17 protein-coding genes are annotated in these 18,012 nt (G+C 70.3%); 5 read left to right on the forward strand and 12 right to left on the reverse strand.

The genetic code is table 11. The features are described 5' to 3' along the window. Positions 1-120 precede the first annotated feature (120 nt). The 12 genes from KY469_20400 to KY469_20455 form a co-directional block, all read right to left on the reverse strand. Positions 121-468: a hypothetical protein gene (locus KY469_20400; GenBank protein MBW3665463.1), complete on the reverse strand. Its 348-nt coding sequence runs from the start codon at positions 466-468 to the stop codon at positions 121-123. A 205-nt stretch (positions 469-673) separates the two neighbouring features. Next, positions 674-1,078, reverse strand: a complete 405-nt coding sequence (locus tag KY469_20405) for a PPOX class F420-dependent oxidoreductase (protein ID MBW3665464.1) — start codon at positions 1,076-1,078, stop codon at positions 674-676. A 73-nt stretch (positions 1,079-1,151) separates the two neighbouring features. Continuing rightward, positions 1,152-1,424, reverse strand: a complete 273-nt coding sequence (locus KY469_20410; protein MBW3665465.1) for a hypothetical protein — start codon at positions 1,422-1,424, stop codon at positions 1,152-1,154. A gap of 147 nt (positions 1,425-1,571) precedes the next feature. After that, on the reverse strand, positions 1,572-2,234 hold the full coding sequence (locus KY469_20415) for a response regulator transcription factor (GenBank protein ID MBW3665466.1): 663 nt from the start codon (positions 2,232-2,234) through the stop codon (positions 1,572-1,574). Positions 2,235-2,239: 5 nt separating this feature from the next. After that, on the reverse strand, positions 2,240-3,454 hold the full coding sequence (locus tag KY469_20420; GenBank protein ID MBW3665467.1) for a two-component sensor histidine kinase: 1,215 nt from the start codon (positions 3,452-3,454) through the stop codon (positions 2,240-2,242). Then, positions 3,451-3,852: a hypothetical protein gene (locus KY469_20425; GenBank protein ID MBW3665468.1), complete on the reverse strand. Its 402-nt coding sequence runs from the start codon at positions 3,850-3,852 to the stop codon at positions 3,451-3,453. The genes KY469_20420 and KY469_20425 overlap by 4 nt, the downstream gene beginning before the upstream one ends. 110 nt (positions 3,853-3,962) lie before the next feature. Then, a complete protein-coding gene (locus tag KY469_20430) occupies positions 3,963-4,367 on the reverse strand; it encodes a nitroreductase family deazaflavin-dependent oxidoreductase (GenBank protein MBW3665469.1) in 405 nt (134 codons plus the stop codon). Positions 4,368-4,443: 76 nt separating this feature from the next. Then, complete coding sequence (locus KY469_20435; protein MBW3665470.1) at positions 4,444-5,256, reverse strand: enoyl-CoA hydratase/isomerase family protein; 813 nt, start codon at positions 5,254-5,256, stop codon at positions 4,444-4,446. A 23-nt stretch (positions 5,257-5,279) separates the two neighbouring features. Beyond that, the gene (locus KY469_20440; GenBank protein MBW3665471.1) at positions 5,280-7,418 is read right to left on the reverse strand and encodes an acetate--CoA ligase family protein; all 2,139 of its coding nucleotides are present in this window, start codon (positions 7,416-7,418) and stop codon (positions 5,280-5,282) included. 78 nt (positions 7,419-7,496) lie between these two features. Next, a complete protein-coding gene (locus KY469_20445; protein ID MBW3665472.1) occupies positions 7,497-9,374 on the reverse strand; it encodes a hypothetical protein in 1,878 nt (625 codons plus the stop codon). A gap of 6 nt (positions 9,375-9,380) precedes the next feature. Further along, positions 9,381-11,309, reverse strand: a complete 1,929-nt coding sequence (locus KY469_20450) for a S8 family serine peptidase (GenBank protein MBW3665473.1) — start codon at positions 11,307-11,309, stop codon at positions 9,381-9,383. A gap of 223 nt (positions 11,310-11,532) precedes the next feature. After that, positions 11,533-12,900, reverse strand: coding sequence for a hypothetical protein (locus KY469_20455; GenBank protein MBW3665474.1), 1,368 nt, complete (start codon positions 12,898-12,900; stop codon positions 11,533-11,535). 54 nt (positions 12,901-12,954) lie between these two features. Here KY469_20455 and KY469_20460 point away from each other — a divergent pair, with 54 nt between their 5' ends. The 5 genes from KY469_20460 to KY469_20480 form a co-directional block, all read left to right on the forward strand. Beyond that, positions 12,955-13,929, forward strand: coding sequence for a DUF2889 domain-containing protein (locus KY469_20460; GenBank protein MBW3665475.1), 975 nt, complete (start codon positions 12,955-12,957; stop codon positions 13,927-13,929). A 94-nt stretch (positions 13,930-14,023) separates the two neighbouring features. Then, positions 14,024-15,205, forward strand: coding sequence for an amidohydrolase (locus KY469_20465; GenBank protein ID MBW3665476.1), 1,182 nt, complete (start codon positions 14,024-14,026; stop codon positions 15,203-15,205). Positions 15,206-15,320: 115 nt separating this feature from the next. Beyond that, on the forward strand, positions 15,321-15,482 hold the full coding sequence (locus KY469_20470; GenBank protein ID MBW3665477.1) for a hypothetical protein: 162 nt from the start codon (positions 15,321-15,323) through the stop codon (positions 15,480-15,482). Further along, the gene (locus tag KY469_20475) at positions 15,482-16,144 is read left to right on the forward strand and encodes a hypothetical protein (protein MBW3665478.1); all 663 of its coding nucleotides are present in this window, start codon (positions 15,482-15,484) and stop codon (positions 16,142-16,144) included. The genes KY469_20470 and KY469_20475 overlap by 1 nt, the downstream gene beginning before the upstream one ends. A gap of 299 nt (positions 16,145-16,443) precedes the next feature. Beyond that, on the forward strand, positions 16,444-18,012 hold a 1,569-nt coding region (locus KY469_20480; protein MBW3665479.1), incomplete at its 3' end, for an AAA family ATPase.

The raw sequence follows: 18,012 nt of genomic DNA on the forward strand, positions 1-18,012 counted from the left end.
GGTGTCCCGCCGCGCATGCTGGACCACTGGCTGTGGAACCGCGGCCAGGCGCCGGAGATCAAGGCGCGCCCGCGCCACCGCTGCCGGTGCGTGTACTACTGAGGCCAGGGCGCGATGAGCTCAGCCGCCGGCCGGGTTGCGGCCGCGCACGTTGCGCAGCGGACGCACCTCGCCGGAGGGCTGGGTCCGGTGGCCGGTGGCCTCCTCCAGCGCGCGCTCCAGGGCGGCGATCCGCCCCGCGAGGTCACGCAACGCGTCGGCCACCGGGTCGGGGAGGTGCACCCAGTCCGCGTCGGGGCCCTCCGGGCGCCGGCCCTCCACGCGCACCGCGTGGCCGGGGTTGCCCACCACCGTGGTGTTGGGCGGGATGTCGTGGAGCACCACGCTGTTGGCGCCCACCTTGGCCCCGTGGCCCACGGTCACCGGCCCGAGGATCTTCGCCCCCGACCCGATCTGGTTGATGGTGATGCGGAGGTCGACCTATTCCTGTCAAAGAATATGTAATCGGCTGGTGCGCTACGCCCCGCGAAAGCGACGCGGCCTCCTCAACTTCGTCCCCCGATCCGGTCGGATATGCGAGCGATCTGGGGGATGAAGTTACGAGCGCCGCGCGCCGGAGGATGGGCCCACAGCGGCGCGGACATCAGGGGAGGCCTCGTCCGCAGCTCCAGGTTCAGCGGGCGTCTGCTCGACCCTGGTCTTCGTCCGCCTCACTGCCGAGCCCCCACGAGATGATCCGGTCGGGGGTGATGCGGATCAGGGGTGCGGCGTCCTCCTCATCGGCCGCGACAGCACGAGCTGATCCTTCGACCACGACGGCGCGGGGCCGGAAGGGGTCGGTGGAGGCGATGTCGTCGACGACCAGGGCGGCCCGCGGGTTGGCGGCAACGTTGCGGTACTTGCGGGTGGCGGCGAAGTCGTGGCCGGTGACGTCGATGGTCCCCTTCTCGGGGTTGTAGTGCCACATCCCGACGGGCGTGACGTGGGGTCGACCGGCCGCGTCGGCGGTGGCGATCCGGGCGAGTCGCCGCGCCTGGCTGAGGTAGTCGAGCTCAGCCTGCGTGAACGTGGTGGACATGGGTTCCTCCCTCGGTCGGCCGATCAGTTGGCGGGTCGTGCTCGCGTCGAGGTTCACGATCGGGCCTGAGCGTCTAGCCGTCCAGAGGTCGGGGTTCGGCCTCGCCTCTGACGTAGGCCAGAGGGGTGTCCTCGCCTGGGGGCAGCTCGCGGACCTCGACGCCGTCGACGATGCAGGTCTCGGTGAACACCTCCCCCCCGGCAGCGAGCACGTGGTCCATCGCCTCGTCCAACAGCGACGCGTCGACCGCGACCGCCTCGATCTCGTGAGCGCCGAAACGGGTTCGGGCGTGCGTGATCAGCTGGCTCACCAGCGTCATCGCGGTGGGTTCCATGGCAGCGAACATACGCAACGTCCGGACGGAGTGTGAGCTTGGGGACCGGTCCCTCGCCACGCGAGGCACCTCGCGATCGGCACGCGACGCTCCACTTCGTCCCCCGATCCGATCGGATATGCGAGTGATCTGGGGGAGGAAGTTACGAGCGGCGGCCTATCACTCGCCCCGCTGCTCACCCGGGGCGACGAGGCCGTGGTCGAAGGCGTAGACGATCGCGGCAGGGCGGTCGGGTAACTGCAGCTTCTGGAGGATGTTGCCGACGTGGGACTTGACCGTGGCCTCCGTGATGGACAGCGTCTCGGCGATGCGTCGGTTCGCCAGGCCGCGACCGATCAGACGGAGGACCTCGCGTTCGCGGTCCGTGAGTTCGGCCGCCAGGGCGGCCTCCGCTGCCCGGGGCGCGGCGGCCGTGCGGTAGGTCGCCAGCACGCCTGGAAGCACCGTCGGATCGAGCCACACCCCGCCCTCGGCGACGACCTTCACCGCCCGGATGAGGTCCTCGCCCGGTGCGTCCTTGAGGATGAAGCCGGCTGCCCCAGCGGACAGCGCCGCCGCGACGACCTCGTCCTCTCCGAACGTCGTGAGCATCAGCACGGGGGGCGCGTCCTCGCGGCTAGCGCGGATGCGGCGCGTCGCCTCCGTGCCATCGACCTCGCGCATCCGGACGTCCATCACGACGACGTCGGGTCGGTGGCGAGCGATCGCCTCGAGCACCTCGCTCCCGTCCCGGCACTGCCCGACGATGATCACGTCGTCGATGCTGCCGAGTATCCGGATCAGTCCCTCGCGTACCAGTTCCTGATCGTCGACGATGAGCACCTCGATCACGGCACGCTCTCCCTGGCGAGCGGCGCGGCCAGAGGGAACCGGCACCGCACGATCCAGCGACCGTCCTCGACCCCGGCTTCGAGGCTGCCGCCCACGAGGTTGGCACGCTCGCGCATGCCGAGGATCCCGAGGCCGCCGGCGGGCTTGGCGGTCCCACCCGACGGCACCGGGTTGCCGATCTCGAGCGTCCCGTGGCCGTCGTTGGTCGTCAAGGTGACGGTCACCAGGGAGCCCGGGGCGTGTCGGCTCGCGTTGGTCAGCGATTCCTGGGCGATCCGGTAGACGGCGAGGCCGGTCGAGGGAGCTAGCTCGCCGAGTTCGCCGTCGATCCTCAGCCTCACGTCCGTGCCGGCCGACCGGTACGCCTCGACCAGCGGTTCGATGTCGCGAGCCTCCGGCTGCGGGCGGTCGATGCCGTCAGGGGGTTCGGCTCGCAGCAGCCCGACGGTCCGGTGGATGTCGCGCAGGCTCTGACGGCCGAGCCGCTCGGCCTGCAGGAGCGCGTCCTCGGCGGCATCGGGATCCTTGCGCAGGTGCAGCCGGGCGGCGGTCAGGTGCATCATCGTGACCGTCATCGTGTGGGCGATCACGTCGTGGACCTCACGGGCGATCCGTTGCCGCTCCTTGACCACCTCCTCCTCCGCCAGCGCACCTTGGGCGACGCGGAGCTGGAACATGACGGCGGCTTGACGTCGCATCACGTAGCCCATGGCCAGCGCCACCACGGCGCCGCCGACCCAGAAGACGCCCCCGTCGAACTCGGGTTGCACGACGTTGCGACCCAGGATTATCGCCACTGCGGCGATCGCCATCGTGATGGTGTCTCGCCAGCGCGAGGTGGCGGCGATCTCCCCTGCGGCGAACACGACGATCATCAACGCCGCTTGCGTGTGGTCCTCGTCGAGCAGGGTGGCGATACCCAGCGCGCGCCCACCGACATGGAGCAGCGCCTGAGGGATCACGACCCCGGCGATGAAGGCGGGGCGGGGCAGGGTCCTTCCGGTTAGTTGCAACAGCCAGGGGACGGTCGATGCCCACACCAGCGCCACCGCGGCGGGATGGACCGACACGGCGTCGTGGCGGAACACCGTCACGAGCACGGCGAACCCCACGACGACCCCGCTCGTCAGCCATCCCACCCACAGGGGGTAGTCGAGTTCGCGGTGCGGTGACGCGATGGCGCACTCGTCTCCCGCCAGGGCGATCCTCATGGGCGGGCAGTCTTCCACATGCTCACCCGCGGAGGCGTTGGCACGGCCAGCGGTGCTGGCTCGATCCGGCCCTCGGCTCGGTCACGGCTGATCCGTGCCAACCTCGTCGCCAGGTCGGGTGCGGCGGTGGACGGCACGTCGTGGAGGACGACCGACACCAGAGCGATCACGGGGCCCGCAGGAACGACATCCACCGTGGCGCGCCCCGCGCGTCGTCCCGCCCGCCAGTACCCCTCGGTGCGACAGGCCAGGAGCGTCCCGACCCGGCGGACCGTGCGAGGAGGCGTGGTCAGCGACAGCTCCGCGTCGGACAGCATCCAGTGCCGCGGGAGACTGGCGGTCACCCGATCCGCCACCTCGAGGACCGATATCTCGCAGATCTGGGTCACCGTCGCCACGGTCGAACCTCCGGCTCGATCCATGGTCCGATGACGGGGCTTGCGGGCGCATCAGCCGCAGGGATGAACCTGCGTCTCAGACCGCGGTCGAGTCGGGGGTGACACGGGCTTCAGGAGGAAGACAACACGACGACCGGGATCTGCCGGTCCGTCCGCTCGGCGTACGAGTCGTAGTCGGGCCAGATCTCCGCCATCATCCTCCAGAGCCGCTCGCGCTCCTCGCCGGTGGCGGTGCGTGCGGTGGCCTCGATGATCTCGGAGCCGACCTGCAGTTCCACCTGCGGGGTCGCCTCGAGGTTGCGGTACCAGTCGGGGTGCGTCGGGGCGCCTCCCTTCGAGGCCACGACGACGTAGTCGTCGCCATCCCGGCCGTAGATGAGTGGGGAGGTGTAGGGCTGTCCGCTGCGGCGCCCCGTCGTCGTCAGCAGAAGCGTGAAGACACCGGGGCGCCACTCGTGGCCCGTCTCGCCGCCGGTCTCGCGGTACGTGCGTACGTGCTCCTCACCGAACAGCATGGCTTGGGTCCCTCTCGTTCCGGTCCTGGGACGCGCGCGATCGCGTCGGATGGCGCAATCTAGGCAACGGTCGTTCTCACCAACCCTTGAAGTCGGGGTCTCGCTTCTCGATGAACGACATCGTGCCCTCGTGGATGTCGTGCGTGTGGGTGACGGCCTCTTGAGCCCAGGCCTCCTCGATGAGTGCTGTCGATCGGTCGACGTCGAGCGCTCGGTTGATCAGCCGCTTCGATGCCGCGATGGCCTGTGTCGGGGCCTCCGAGAGACGTTGCGCCAGTTCCTCGACTGCGCCGGCGAGTTCGTCATCGGGCACGACGCGGTTGATCAGCCCCATATCCTGTGCCTGTTCGGCGTGGACGTCGTCACCGAGGAACGTGAGCTCTTTGGCCCTCTGGATGCCCACGAGTCGGGTGAGCAGGTACGCGCCGGCGGCGTCGGGTCCGATCCCACGGCGGACGAACACCGAGATGAACCGGGCTGACTCGGCAGCGATGACGAGGTCACAGGCCAAGGCGAGGTGCATCCCGCCGCCTGCGGCGATCCCCTGGATCGCACCGATGACCGGCTTCTCGCAGTCGAGCACGGACGTGACGAGTCGCTGCCAGCCACGCTGGATGACGCGCGCGACCTCGCCGACAGCGCGCTCCGGGGCGCCTTCGGGGCGGGGGGGAGCGTCCTGGGTCACGCCCCGGAGGTCGGCCCCCGTGCAGAAGCCCTTCCCCGTCGCGGCGAGCACCACCACTCGGACGTTCAGGTCCGCCGAAGCGGCGTCGAACAGGTCGCCGATGCGGTCGCGCATCGTCCCGGTCAGGGCGTTGCGCGTTTCCGGACGGTCGAGCGTGATGCGCGCGATGCCATCCGCGAGTTCGTAGCGGACGAGTTCGTCCAGCGGTCGGTCGTCGTCGCTCACGCTCAGCTCCTGGTCGTGCGGGGGATGATCAGCGCATCTACGGCGACGCCGCCGGCTGGCCGCGCGATGAACGGGTTGATGTCGAGCTCGGCGATGTCGTCGTGGAGGTCGAAGGCGAGCCGCTGCACCTTCAGGATGGTGTCGACGATCGCGTGGAGGTCGGCTGGCTCTCGCCCCCTGGCGCCGGTCAGCAGGGGGAAGCCCTTGACCTCGCCGATCATCCGTCGCGCCTCGGAGGCGTCGAACGGGGGGATGCGGAAGGTCACGTCCTCGAGGACCTCCACGAAGACGCCCCCGAGACCGAACATGACGACCGGACCGAACAGGTCATCGTGGGTCAGGCCGATGACGGTCTCCGTCCCACCGTCGATCATCTCGGCGACCAACAGGCCTTCGACCTGCGCGTCGGAGGCGACGATCGGGAGCTGCTCGAGCATCCGCGTGGCAGCGCTGCGCACGTCGTCCTCGCCGCGCAGGTCGAGCGCGACCAACCCCAGCTCCGACTTGTGCTGCAGGTCCGGGGATGCGGCCTTCACGACGACACGACCGCCCAGTGCGGACACCGCGCGGACCGCCTCCTCCGCGCTCTCCACGAGGTACTCGCGGGGAGTTGCGATGCCGTACTCGCGCAGGATCTGCTTGGCGGTGTGCTCGGAGACGGCGGGGCGTGCGGCGAGGTGGATCCGGGAGGCGTCACGTGCCGGCGAGACGTCGAGGATGGGTCGGTCGAACGGTGACACGTAGCGCTTCGCGAACGCGTGGTGGTCGAGCCAGGCGCGAACGGTGTGGGCGCAGTTGCGGAACGTGCGGAACACGACAGCCTGCGACTTGCGCAGGATCCTCGTGTACGCCTCCTCGTCGCCGAGAGGGGAGCCCCACACGACGCAGACCGGCTTGTCCGACCGCTCGGCCGCGTCCGCGAGGTCCTGGGCGAACTGGGTGCCGAGCGAGGCGTACACGCCGGTGATCGGCACGATCAGCGCCCCGACGTTGGGATCCGACAGGATCGCCTCGATGATCTGCGGCCCCTTCACCGGGTCGCTGGAGGGTGCCGCTCCGCTGTCGACGGGGTTGTCGACCCGCAGGTAGCCCGGGATAACCGCCCGCAGCTTCGCGACGGTCTCGTCGGTCAGCCTCGGCAGCGACAGCCCAGCGGAGGCAGCCACGTCAGCCATGTGGGCACCGGTCCCTCCGCTGATGGCGTAGACGCAGACGCCCTCGGTCGTGGGCGGGGCCGACAGCGAGAACATCGACGCGGCGTCCTGGAGCTCGTCGAGGCCCTCGACCCGGGTGACCCCGTACTGGCGGAAGGCTGCCGAGATGACCGCATCCGACCCGGTGAGGTGGCCGGTGTGGCTCCTGGCCATCTCGCGGCCTGCCTCGGTTCGGCCGACCTTGACCACCACGAGCGGTTTGCCGGCCTTGGCCGCCCCGTCGGCCGCGAGGAGCATCGAGCGCCCGTCCTTGAAGCCCTCGATGTACGCGGCGATGACCCCGACGTCGTCGAGTTCGGCGAAGTAACCCGCGAAGTCGGCGAACTCGAGGTCGGCCTCGTTGCCGGTGGGAGCCCAGTGGCGCAGGTTCAGACCCAGCTCCTGGGCCTGGAAGATGGGCCGGCCCTGGTGGCCGGACTGCGTGATCAGCGCGACCGCGCGTCCGGGGTTGTCCTCGTCGAACAGTTCGAACGCGTTGAGGTTGGTGTTGGGGCCCAGCAGGCGCGTGTCACCGGCAGCGATCCGGTCCTCGAGCTCGACCTGGAGCGCCTCGCCCTCGGACCCGACCTCGGCGAAACCCGCGGCGAAGATCACCGCGAACCGAGCACCCTTGTCCAGCACCTCGCCCAGGACCGACATCGGGTCGCCGATGAGGATGGCGGCAAGATCGATGTCGACCGGGATGTCGCTGATCGACGGGTAGCACTTCAGGCCGTCGAGGTCGTCGCGGTTGGGGTTGACGGGGTAGACGGTCGCTCCGTGCTTGTCGGCCCACTGTCGGAGCTTGCGGGTCATCGCGGTGTTGGGTCGCCGCTCGGAGTCCGACGCCCCGATGAGCGCGACGGTCTTGGGATGGAAGAACGCATCCAGGTCCAGCTCGCGCAGCTGCACGCGCCTGCCCGTCACATCGCGTCGTGTCACCCGCACCTCCCGAACCGGCGCGGTCAGCTTACTGACGTGCGTGTCAGGGAACGGAACTGCAGTCCCTCGCTGGTCCTCGCAGGTTCAGTCGCCGACGACCAGCCGCAAGCTCGGCCGCGAGGGGTCGCCAGGCTCACCCGCGGCGTACTCAGCCAGCGGCAGCGACACGACGAAGCGTGAGCCGATGGGTTCGGCGTCCTCGACCCAGACGGTTCCGTGGTGCAGCTCGACGAAGCGGCGCACGAGGCTGAGACCCACCCCGGTGCCGGGGGAGGGGTGCGAACGGTCAAGCCGCAGGAACGGCTCGAAGATGCGCTCCTTGTCGGGATCGAGGATGCCCGGTCCCTCGTCGGTGACCGCAAGCTGCACCGTGTCGTCGACGCGGCGGACCTGGACCACGATCCTCGTCCCCTCGGGGCAGTACTTGACCGCGTTGAGGACGAGGTTCTCGACGATGCGCTCGAGCTGACCCGCGTCGGCGTCGGCGGCCACCGCGTCGCCCTCGACGGTGACGAGGTGGGTCGTGATGTCGAGCGTGTCGACTGTCTGCTCCGCGAGCTCGAGCAGCTTCGTCGGTTCCCGACGTGAGGAGATGACACCCCGGTTGAGGCGGTCGACATCGAGCAGGTCGTGTAGGAGGCGGTCGAGCTTGCGCGCTTGGCCGTGGAGGCGGTGGACGAGAGTGCTGCGCTGTTCCTCGCTGAGCCGATCGCTCAACCGGTCGAGCGTCTCGGCGCTACCGAGCACCACCGACAGCGGGGTCCGCAGCTCGTGGGAGACCGCGTTGAGGAAGGCGTTCTTCGCGTCGTGGACCTCGGCGTCTTCGATGAGCGCGGTCGCGTGGGTCGCGGTGGCCGCGAGGACGGACAGGGTGGAGTCATCGAACCCGTTCACATCACCGAGTGGCTCGCGCAGCCGGAAGATGGCGTGGCGCCCTCTCCCGACGTCGATGCCGTAGGTGAGCGCGGTGCAGCGCCCACCGCGGTCGAACGTCCGCAGCGGACCTTCATCGGTGAGCGCCGCGTGGACGTCCGCGGGCGGATCCTCGACCGTGGTCCTCCGAGCGGGCTCGCCCTCGCCCGTGGTCGTCAGGACGGCGACCGGGCCGTTGCCGCGCACGATGTAGAGCTCGACGACCTCGGCTCGGACCTGGGCACGGACGGCGTCGACCATGCGCTGCAGCGCGGTGCTGATGTCGGGAGCTGCGTGTGTATCCCGGGCGAGCTCGTAGAGCATCGTCAGGGTCTCACGGTGGGTGCGCTCGGAGATGTAGAGGCGGTAGCCGAGGATGAGCAGCGCGACGGGTGGCAGCAGCACCCACACCGTGGTCGGACGCTCGACCCAGACCACCATGGCTGCCAGCCCGAGGCCAGCGTTCGCGATCGAGGTCGGCACGCTGACACGCAGCGTCTCGACCAGCGATGACAGGCTCAGGTTCTGGTTGGAGATCCCGATCGCCCCCCAGACGACACCGGTCCCGACAGCCGTCGCCACCACCGTGCCGGCCAGCCCCCCGACGAGGTTGCGGCTCGTCACGGCGACGCCATCGCCGACGGCGGTCAGGATCGCGATCGCAACGACCACCTCGAGCAGGTAGACGGTGATGTTGACCATCGCCTTGATCGGTCGTTGGCGCTCCATCACCACCACGTGGAGGAACCCGCCCCCGATGCGGGCGAGTAGCAGTTCGGCCGGCGAGAGCAGGAAGAGCCCCATCACGATCGGTAGCTCGCTCAGGATGAGCGTGTGCGACTCGCCCTGGAAGTTGAGTCGGATGGGGAAGCGCTCGACCACGAACGAGAGCAGGAGGAGGATGGGCCACCACAGCCCGTTCCCCGCGACCTCGACGCCGCGACCCGGGAACACCACCATCGCCACGGCTGCAGCCGTGGCGATGGTGACGATCGCGAGCGAGCCGACCGAGGTGCGGACTCGCCGTAGCGAGCTACGTGGTTCGGTCATCGTGGATCAGGACCACCCTGTCGGCCCGAACGTACCCGCTGCTCCTGGCACGTGTCCGCTGGCACGGCCGTTGTCGAACCCACGGCCGAGACGGGTGTAGCCATCGTCGCCGGTGCCACCGTCCCAGCTGCTGTCCCAGCGGTTCCCGTCGAAGCTCCCGTCGTCCCAGCGGTTGCCGTCCCAGCGGTTGCCGTCCCAGCGGTTGCCGTCCCAGCCGCTGCCGTCCCAGCGGTTGCCGTCCCAGCGGTTGCCGTCCCAGCGGTTGCTGTCCCAGCGGTTGCCGTCCCAGCGGTTGCCGTCCCAGCGGTTGCCGTCCCAGCGGTTGCCGGTGAAGCTCTCGCCGGTCCAGTCGGTGCCGTTCCACTCGCCGTAGGCACTCCAGCTCGTCCCTGCGGAGGACGCGGTCGCCCAGGCGGCGCCGTCCCAGCGGTTGCCGTGGATGTCCATCTCCCCTTCGAGCGGGGTGTAGGTGATCTCACCCGTATCGGCGTTCACCGTCTCGGCGTACACGTGGTAGCCACCGCGTGCCGACTCGAGCAGGCCGTCGCCCGTGGTGTGCCGCGGGAGTTCGTCGCCGTCGTCGCCATCGTCGTCGCCGTCGTCGTCGTCGCCGTCGTCCCCATCCCCATCCTGATCGATCGGGGTCATCCGGTCCCGGGCTTGCTTCAGGTCGAGCAGGCCGTCGCCGGAGCACAAGGTGGTGCTGGAGGGGATGGCCTGCGCGGTCGTCTTGAACAGCGACTTGACCTCGTCGGGGGTGATGGCCGGGCGCTGCTCGATCACGAGCGCCGCCGCCCCGGACACCACCGCTGCCGACTGCGAGGTCCCGGTGCCGCGGAACAGCATCTCGCCCTCGCGCGCCGTCGGGAAGTACGTGTCGGCGTAGCTGCCCGGAACGCGCAGGCTGACGACCGACTGACCGGGAGCGACGATATCGGGGTTGCGGATCCCGTTGCCGCAGCTCGAGAACGACGGCACGGTGTCGTCGGCGCTGGTGTAGGTCCTACCCGAACTCGATGCACCGACCGCGATGACGTTGGGGTTGTAGGCCGGGTCCGTGAGGCCGTTCGAGGCGTTGCCCTCGTTCCCGGCAGAGGTGACCACGACGATGCCGCTGCGCCACGCCACGTCGACCGCGTGCGACAGCGGGTCGACGCGCCAGCTCTGGGTGCTCGTGGTGCCGTACGACAGGTTCAGCACGCGGATGTTGAGCCCGTCACGGTTGCGGTGCTGCACCACCCAGTCGATGGCGGCGATCACCTGGCTGACGTCGGCGGCGCCGGTCTTGTCGCCCACCTTCAGGCTGACGACGCGTGCATCCGGAGCCATGCCGAGGAAGTCGGTGGTGTTACCAGCGGTCGGAGTGGCGCCGTTGCTGCGCCCCGCGATGATCCCGGCCATGTGGGTGCCGTGGCCGTAGGTGTCGAGGTAGGTGTGGTCGGGGGACTGCGACTCGAACGACAGGTCCGGGCCGTGCACGACCTTGCCGGTGGTCGCCAGGCCGTCGATCTCGACGACGCCGGTGTCGATCAGGGCGACGTCCACACCGGCCCCCGTGTACCCGGCCGTCCAGTAGCTCGACGCTCCGGTCACCTCCTGGGCGACGTAGTAGAGGCTGCCGTCCTTGGTGAGCGGGTCGAAGTCGGCAGCGGTCCACTCGGGCTGGAGGCGCTCGTCCGTAGTGACGGCGACGACGCCGGCCGTGCCGGCCAGCTCGTCGACCCGGTCGGCGGGGACATCCGCCACGATGGCATCGATGATGCCAAGGCGTCCGGTCGTGGCTCCGCCGAGGTCAGCGATCGCGTGCTCGACCCCCGTGATCGTCCCGCGCACCTGGACGATCACGGGCGTGAGCGCCGTGTTGTCCGACTGGATGCCCACGGCTGCCGCCGGCCCGATCAGTGTCAGCAGCAGCAGCGCGCTCAGCATGCGCACGCGAGGACGACTCCTCCCGATCCCGAAGGCGATGGTGTCCGCTGCCATGTTCCCGCTCTCCCGGTCTCACTGCCGCGGCCGAGAGGTGGCCGGGGGCCTGCAGCGAGTATGGACATCAGCGTCTCGCGGGCCTTGACCAGCTGGGACCAACTTCGGCTAGCCCGTGGTGACCAGGAGGTCAACGGTTCCTAGGCACTCGGGGTGACGCCTAGTGATCGCATGCCTACTCAGTGTCATCCACGATGACGCGGGTGGCTTTGTAGCCCGCGCGTGGGAGCGTGTCGCGGTCGAGGATCTCCGCGTCGATCCGCACGCCCAGCGCCTCGCCGACGGTCGCCTCGATCTCCCGTCGGAGCTGTTGGCGGTCGGACCCGGCGCCGTCTTCACCGACCTCGACGCGCAGCCGCAGCGGCTGCTGCAGGTCCTCAGGGGCGGGGCGGATCACCTGGTACTCCAGGCTCGGCTTGCGCACCGCCCTGACCCTGCCGAGCGCGGCCTCGATCTGGGGCACCATCACGGCGGTCCCCTGGGTGCGGATGAGATCCTTGAACCGGCCGCCCCACCAGCCACGGGCGTGCGTCTCGCCGCACGGGCACTCGCTGCGCTCGATTCGGCAGGCCTCCTCGAGGTCGTAGCGCACGAGGAAGTTGTCCCGCCCCAGGGTCGTCACGACCAACCGGCCCCACTCGCCGTCGGTGACCTCCCGCCCGGTCTCCTCGTCGAGAGCCTGGACGATGGCGAGATCCTCGCAGAGATGTCCGCCGTCGAGCTCGCCGCAGGCGGAGCCGAGGTAGGGCATGCACTCCGAGCCTGCCGTCATGAGCGGCATCGGCTCGCCGGGCTTGCCCATCGGGGGGACCTTGGAGAAGTCGAAGCCCGCGGTCAGCGGATCGATGCCGACCTTCGCGGCGACCTCCATGAAGCGTCCGGTCGCGAAGCCGAGGAACGGCCGGTCGGGGGTGATGCGCTGCCAGAACTCGAGTGCCTGCTGGGCCAGCTCGTCGGTATCGGGTGGCGGCGCCCAGATCGCGAGGCAGCCGAGGTGCTCGTAGACCCCCTGCAGGATGCTGCCACCCGAGTAGAGGTAGGCGGGGTGAGCGTGCGTCATGACCATGCCCGGACGCACACCCTGGCGCCACATCATCCGCGCCCCGGCCTCGCAGTCGACGAGCAGGTCGTGGCGCGTCCACAGCTGGACGGTCGGAGTGCCGGTCGTGCCGGTTGAGGTCCCGATGCGGATGTTGTCGCGCAGGTCGGTGCCGCGGTAGTCGCCCACGGGCGGGTGCTCGGCCTCGGAGTCGCGCAGCTCCTGCTTCACGGTGACGGGGATCGCGGCGAGATCGTCGACCCCCTTGACGTCGTCTGCCGACTCGAAGCCGGCCTCGCGCAGCTTGCGTCCGAAGAACGGGATGGGGCGTTCGAACACGCGGCGCGCGAGGTCTCGCACGCGCTCGTCCTGCAGGGCTCGCAGCTCGTCGCGCGACATCGTCTGGGTCGCCTCGTCGTAGAACGTCCGATCGACATCCGCGAGCGACGCGGGGTCGCTGCGGCGGAGCGTGGCCCGCGGCAGGTTGCCCTCGATGCTCGGCATCCATCCCTCCAACGTTGACGCGCGTGTCAGGGAACCGTAGCGTCGTCCGCCACCGTGACCCCAGCCCCCCGCACCGCGCCCCGCGCCCCCGTGGCAGCGACACCGGTGCTGCGCGAGGGGGTGTTCCGACGCAGCACCTACGTGGACGTCGGACCCTCGGAGGGGCAGCGCTGGCTGCAGCAGCAGCCCGTGCGCCTCGCGTTCGCGGGCGAGCTCCGGGACGAGGTCGGGGGAGGCGATGCGGTCTCCGCCGCGAAGCTGGAGGCGAGGGTCGACGAGCACCGCGACCTCACCTGGCTCGTCACCGTCCCGTCCCTCGCGGACGGTGATGGCGTGGTCGGTGGGTTGATCGGGCAGCGCGTCGGTCCCGGGTTCCGGCGTGTGGTCGAGTCCGTCCACGTCGGTCCCGTCCACGATCCGATCAGGGTGCTGCTGTTCGATCTGCCCACCGCGGCGCTCATCTCGGGGTACGCCGAGATCCGCTCCCGCACGCTCGCCGGCATCGCCCCCGGCGACATCGTCGGTCCGGAGGTGCTGCCCTACGTGGAGGAGGTGTGTGCGGGCTGGGCGAGCGACGGGCTCATGGTGAGCAGCATCCGCCGAGGCGAGGGTGTCCCCATCCAGGACTGCCCCGAAGCTCCCGCCTTGGAGGACCCGTGGCCCGGTATCGCGCCGCTGCGGATCGGCTGGCTCCGGCGTCGGCGCCGCATCGACCTCAGCGAGGGCGCGATCGACGCGATGTTCCGTGACAGCTACGCCGAGCCCGACGGTCGCGAGACGGTCCTGCACGAGTACTCGGTCGTGGGACGTTTGGAGGCCGATGGTGCCATCGGGGCGCTCGAGGCCACCCCACGCGTGCTGCCGTTCGCGGAGTGTCCGTTGGCCGCCGACAACGTCGCACGGCTCCGGGGCACGCCGGGTGCGCAGCTGCGGTCCAGCGTGCGCGACGAGCTCGGTGGGACCGCCGGCTGCACGCACCTCAACGACCTCCTGGCAGCGATCGGTGACGCGGTGGCCGCAACCGCGTGAGCGCGGTCCGCAGGGACTTGCATCCGGCTGTGGGTTCTATGACACTCATGTCAGGTTCGTCACGGGTCGAGGCTCACCGTCACCGGAGGCACGCATGGCAACCACGTCCCACGGTTCGCGCCGCTACGAGGTGATCTCGGCCGACACGCACGTGCTCGAACCACCCCACATCTGGGACGAGTGGTTGCCGGAGAAGTACCGCGAGCACGCCCCGAGGCTGGTGAAGGACGAGGACGACGGGGACGCGTGGCTGTTCCCGGGCTCGTCCGATCCCGACCCGATCGGGCTGGTATCGACGCCCGGCATGCCCTGGGACAAGTTCCGCTGGACCGGTGTCACCTACGAGGAGGCGCGTGACGGCTGCTACGACGGCGCGGCCCGGCTGCAGGACATGGACGCCGACGGCATCGACGCCGAGGTGCTGTTCCCGCCCCAGCGCACGATCGGCCACTGGCTCGGACACGAAGACGACGACGTCGTCAGGGCCGGCGTCGAGGCCTACAACAACTTCCTCTGGGACGAGTTCACCGCACCCGATCGCGGTCGCCTCATCCCGTTGGCACAGATCAGCAGCCTCGGGATCGACGCGGCGGTCGCAGAGGTGGCGTCGGCGGCCGAACGCGGCTGCAAGGGCGTGATCATCAGCACCTGGCCAGCTGGCGGCGACAGCCTCAGCAAGGACGACGACCCGTTCTGGGCGGCCGCCGCCGAGGCGGGGCTGACCGTCTGCTGCCACATCAACATCACGAGCCGGGCGCAGCGGATCGCCGCGAAGAAGGCGAGCGCCGGCGGTGTGCTCGGTCGCGGCACGGGGCGCGACGCGAAGGCCAAGGCCGTGGGAGGCCTGGGCAGCGTCTTCGCGCGCGTCGCCCCGAACCTGGCCTCGCTGATCATGACCGGCACGTTCGAGCGCCACCCCGACCTGAGCTTCGCCTGGATCGAGGTCGGGGCGGGCTGGATCCCCCACCTCCTCGAGCAGATGGACGACCGCTACTGGCGTAACCGCGGCTGGGCCGGCCTCGAGCTGCCTCAGCAGCCGTCCTACTACTGGTACCGCAACTGCTCGGCCACGTTCATCGTGGACCGCTCCGCGGTGATGCTCCGCCACGCCGCCGGGGTGGACAACATCATGTGGTCCACCGACTACCCCCACCACGGCAACGACTGGCCCTACTCGCGCAAGACCATCGACGAGATGATGTTCGACGTGCCCGACGACGAGAAGCACAACCTGATCGCCGGCAACGCCGTCCGCGTGTTCAACCTGGAGCAGTAGCGACTCGCGAGTTAGCCCGGCGGCGTCCTTGGGGACCGCCCGGAGCCGGATAGGTGTTCCGCGCGGTGACCGCTTCGGCTAGGGTCGAAGCTTGTTCGAGCGGGGGAGGGGGGTCGTGATGCGGTTCGTTGAGCTGTTCGATCCTGCGCTGCGGCTGCGGGATGCGGGCCACCACCCGTGGTACGACGATCCCGAGGATCGTGCCGGGCGCATCCGAGAGTTCTTCGCCTGCCCTGTTCCCCAAGTTCGCCGCGGTGTCGAGAGGGAGTTGCCGTGATGAACAGCACGCGTACGGAACGAGCTGGAGTTCCCAGCCGCGGACCGCTGGCCCGTCGCGACCTGCTCCGCGGGGTACTGACCGCCGGTGTCGGCGGCACCCTGCTGGCCGCCGCGCCCGCCCGGGCGGCCTGGGCCAGCAGGGACGCCGCAGGAACGCGTGGCGGTGGCCCCACGCTCGACGTGGCCTGCCTCACCGACACCTTCCACGCTGCGGCCGCCATCGACACCGCTCCACCCGTGGACGGGCCCGTGTACGGGACCCCGTTCCTGGTCGAGGGTGTCATCTACGAAGGCGGCAGTCTGGGCGATGACCCCACCTTCGACCCTCGCAGCAACGCCGGCCTCGGCACCTGGCTGTGTCGCGGCTGGATCATCATCCGCGGCGACCGGCCCGAGCCTCACGTGGTCACGACCCAGTCGTACCTGCTGCCCCGCGACGACGAGTTGTTCCCCGCGGACCAGCTGGTCTCGGAGGGCCTCGAGGGCGGGGAGGCAGCCGACTGGGCCGCACCACGGGTCGTGGTCGGGGGCACCGGCCGATACGCGGGTGCGCGCGGCACCGTCGTGCAGCGGTTCGTCGGCGTGAACGCCACCGTCGGTCCGCTCGGCAACGGTCCGAACTTCCGCTTCTCGTTCGATCTGCTCCCAGCCGAGAGCTGAGCGGCGCCGCGGCCGATAGGTCCCGGGTCCGGAAGCGATCCGCCGGGGTCCGGGGGTCGAGACGGCGTTCGGATCCGACGGCTACTCGAAGGGCGTACGCTCGCAGGGTCGTGACGCTACAGCGGTGATCGGATTGGTCACCTCGTTGTGCGACCAGCCCACCGACGGGAGGCGTCACGCGTCAAGGAGCGAGGGCCGCGTTGGAAGGCTCCGACGGGCAGGCGCCCCGCGGTGCGGGTGGTTCGCGAGCCCGCCCATCGCTCCCTCAGCGCACCCCGATGTTCGGCCGCGAACGTGAGTTGGATGAGCTGTCTGCCCTCGCCGACGCTGCGGCGAGGGGGAAGGGCGGGGTCGTCCTCGTGGAAGGCGAAGCGGGGATCGGCAAGACCCAGCTGGTCACGGCGACGCTGACGCGCGCAGAGACGTCAGGCTTCGCCGCGTTCCGTGCCGCTGCGGAGGCCCTGGAGCGCGGTCGCCCGTTCGGTGTCGTCGCGGACGCGTTGGAACTGCACCCGCGCTCCGACGACCCCGAGCGGGCAGAGATCGGCCGCCTGCTGACGGGCGAACCCTCGCCCGACGAGACGTCCAACCCGTACGCCGATCCCACGTTCCGGATCATCGAATCGGTCGGTGCGATCCTCGAACGGCTCGCTTCGAAGCGTCCGGTCGCGGTCGCGCTCGAGGACCTCCATTGGGCGGATGTCTCGACGCTGGGGGCCGTGGTCTCGCTCGCACGCCGCTTCGCGGCGATGCCGGTGCTGATGCTGCTGACGATGCGTCCGTCGCCGCGCTCGCACGACCTCGACGGCGCGGTCGAGCGCCTCTGGTCCCGGGGGGCACGGCAGCTCCGATTGTCGCCGCTCCCCGACGATGCCGTCGTCGCCCTGACCGCCGAGGTGGCGACGGCAGCGCCAGGCCCCAGCCTTCTGCGCCAGGTGCGCGGCGCCTCCGGGAACCCGCTGTACGTGATCGAGCTCGTTCGCGCCCTGCGTGATGCCGGCGCGCTCCGTGTGGCAGGGGGCGTGGCCGAGAGCGACGAGACGCCGCTGCCGAGCACGCTGCGCGAGACGATCCTTCGCAGGCTCAGCTTCCTGCCTGCCGACGCGCTCGAGCTGCTGCGTCTCGCGTCCGTGCTCGGGTCGACGTTCGCCGCGGACGACCTGGCGGCGGTGGCGGGTCAGCCGGCCCGCGACCTGCTGACACGCCTCCAGGAGCCCGTCCGCGCGGGGGTGATCGGCGAGGCCGGCGGTGCGCTCGCGTTCCGTCACGAGCTCATCCGGGCAGCCGTGTACGACGACATCCCGGGCACGATCCGTAGCCGTCTGCATCGCGAGGCCGCCGAGGCCCTGGCCACGGCGGGGGCTTCGCCGGCACGCGTAGGCGAGCAGCTGGCGCTTGCGGGCGACCCCGAGGCGGTGCCATGGCTGCGGCGGGCAGCGCGCCACGCCGCCTCACGCTCGCCGCTGGTCGCGACCGATCTGTTGCGCCGTGCGCTCGACCTGGCCGCCTTCGACCACCCCAAGCGCGAGGCGATGACGTCGGAGCTCTTGACCTCGCTGGTGATCGTCGGACGCATGGCGGAGGTCGAGCCGCTCGCTCGCGACATCCTCGCCCGCGACCCGCCGCCGCTGCTCGAAGCGTCGATCCGAAGCAACCTCGCGAACGCCCTGTTGTACCGTGAGATCCGGCCGGACGCGGCACGGGAGCAGTTCGCCCGGGCGGCAGCCGTGGCGGACATCCCGGACTGGCTGGCCTCTTGGAACGTCGCGCTCGCGGCGCTCGTGCAGGTCCTCGACCAGCGAGCGAAGCGGTGGCCGCGCCACCAGGGTGTCGGCCTTGACGGTGCCGTCCGCCGGGAGCACGCGGCG

Source organism: Actinomycetota bacterium (genome assembly GCA_019347575.1).
Classification (GTDB): Bacteria; Actinomycetota; Nitriliruptoria; order Nitriliruptorales; family Nitriliruptoraceae; genus JAHWKY01.

Bases quoted from the DNA above. Each gene is read 5' to 3' on its own strand.
- KY469_20405 (MBW3665464.1), bottom strand. From the start codon at position 1,078: ATGTCCACCACGTTCACGCAGGCTGAGCTCGACTACCTCAGCCAGGCG.
- KY469_20410 (MBW3665465.1), bottom strand. From the start codon at position 1,424: ATGTTCGCTGCCATGGAACCCACCGCGATGACGCTGGTGAGCCAGCTG.
- KY469_20420 (MBW3665467.1), bottom strand. From the start codon at position 3,454: ATGAGGATCGCCCTGGCGGGAGACGAGTGCGCCATCGCGTCACCGCAC.
- KY469_20430 (MBW3665469.1), bottom strand. From the start codon at position 4,367: ATGCTGTTCGGTGAGGAGCACGTACGCACGTACCGCGAGACCGGCGGC.
- KY469_20445 (MBW3665472.1), bottom strand. From the start codon at position 9,374: ATGACCGAACCACGTAGCTCGCTACGGCGAGTCCGCACCTCGGTCGGC.
- KY469_20455 (MBW3665474.1), bottom strand. From the start codon at position 12,900: ATGCCGAGCATCGAGGGCAACCTGCCGCGGGCCACGCTCCGCCGCAGC.
- KY469_20465 (MBW3665476.1), top strand. From the start codon at position 14,024: ATGGCAACCACGTCCCACGGTTCGCGCCGCTACGAGGTGATCTCGGCC.
- KY469_20475 (MBW3665478.1), top strand. From the start codon at position 15,482: ATGAACAGCACGCGTACGGAACGAGCTGGAGTTCCCAGCCGCGGACCG.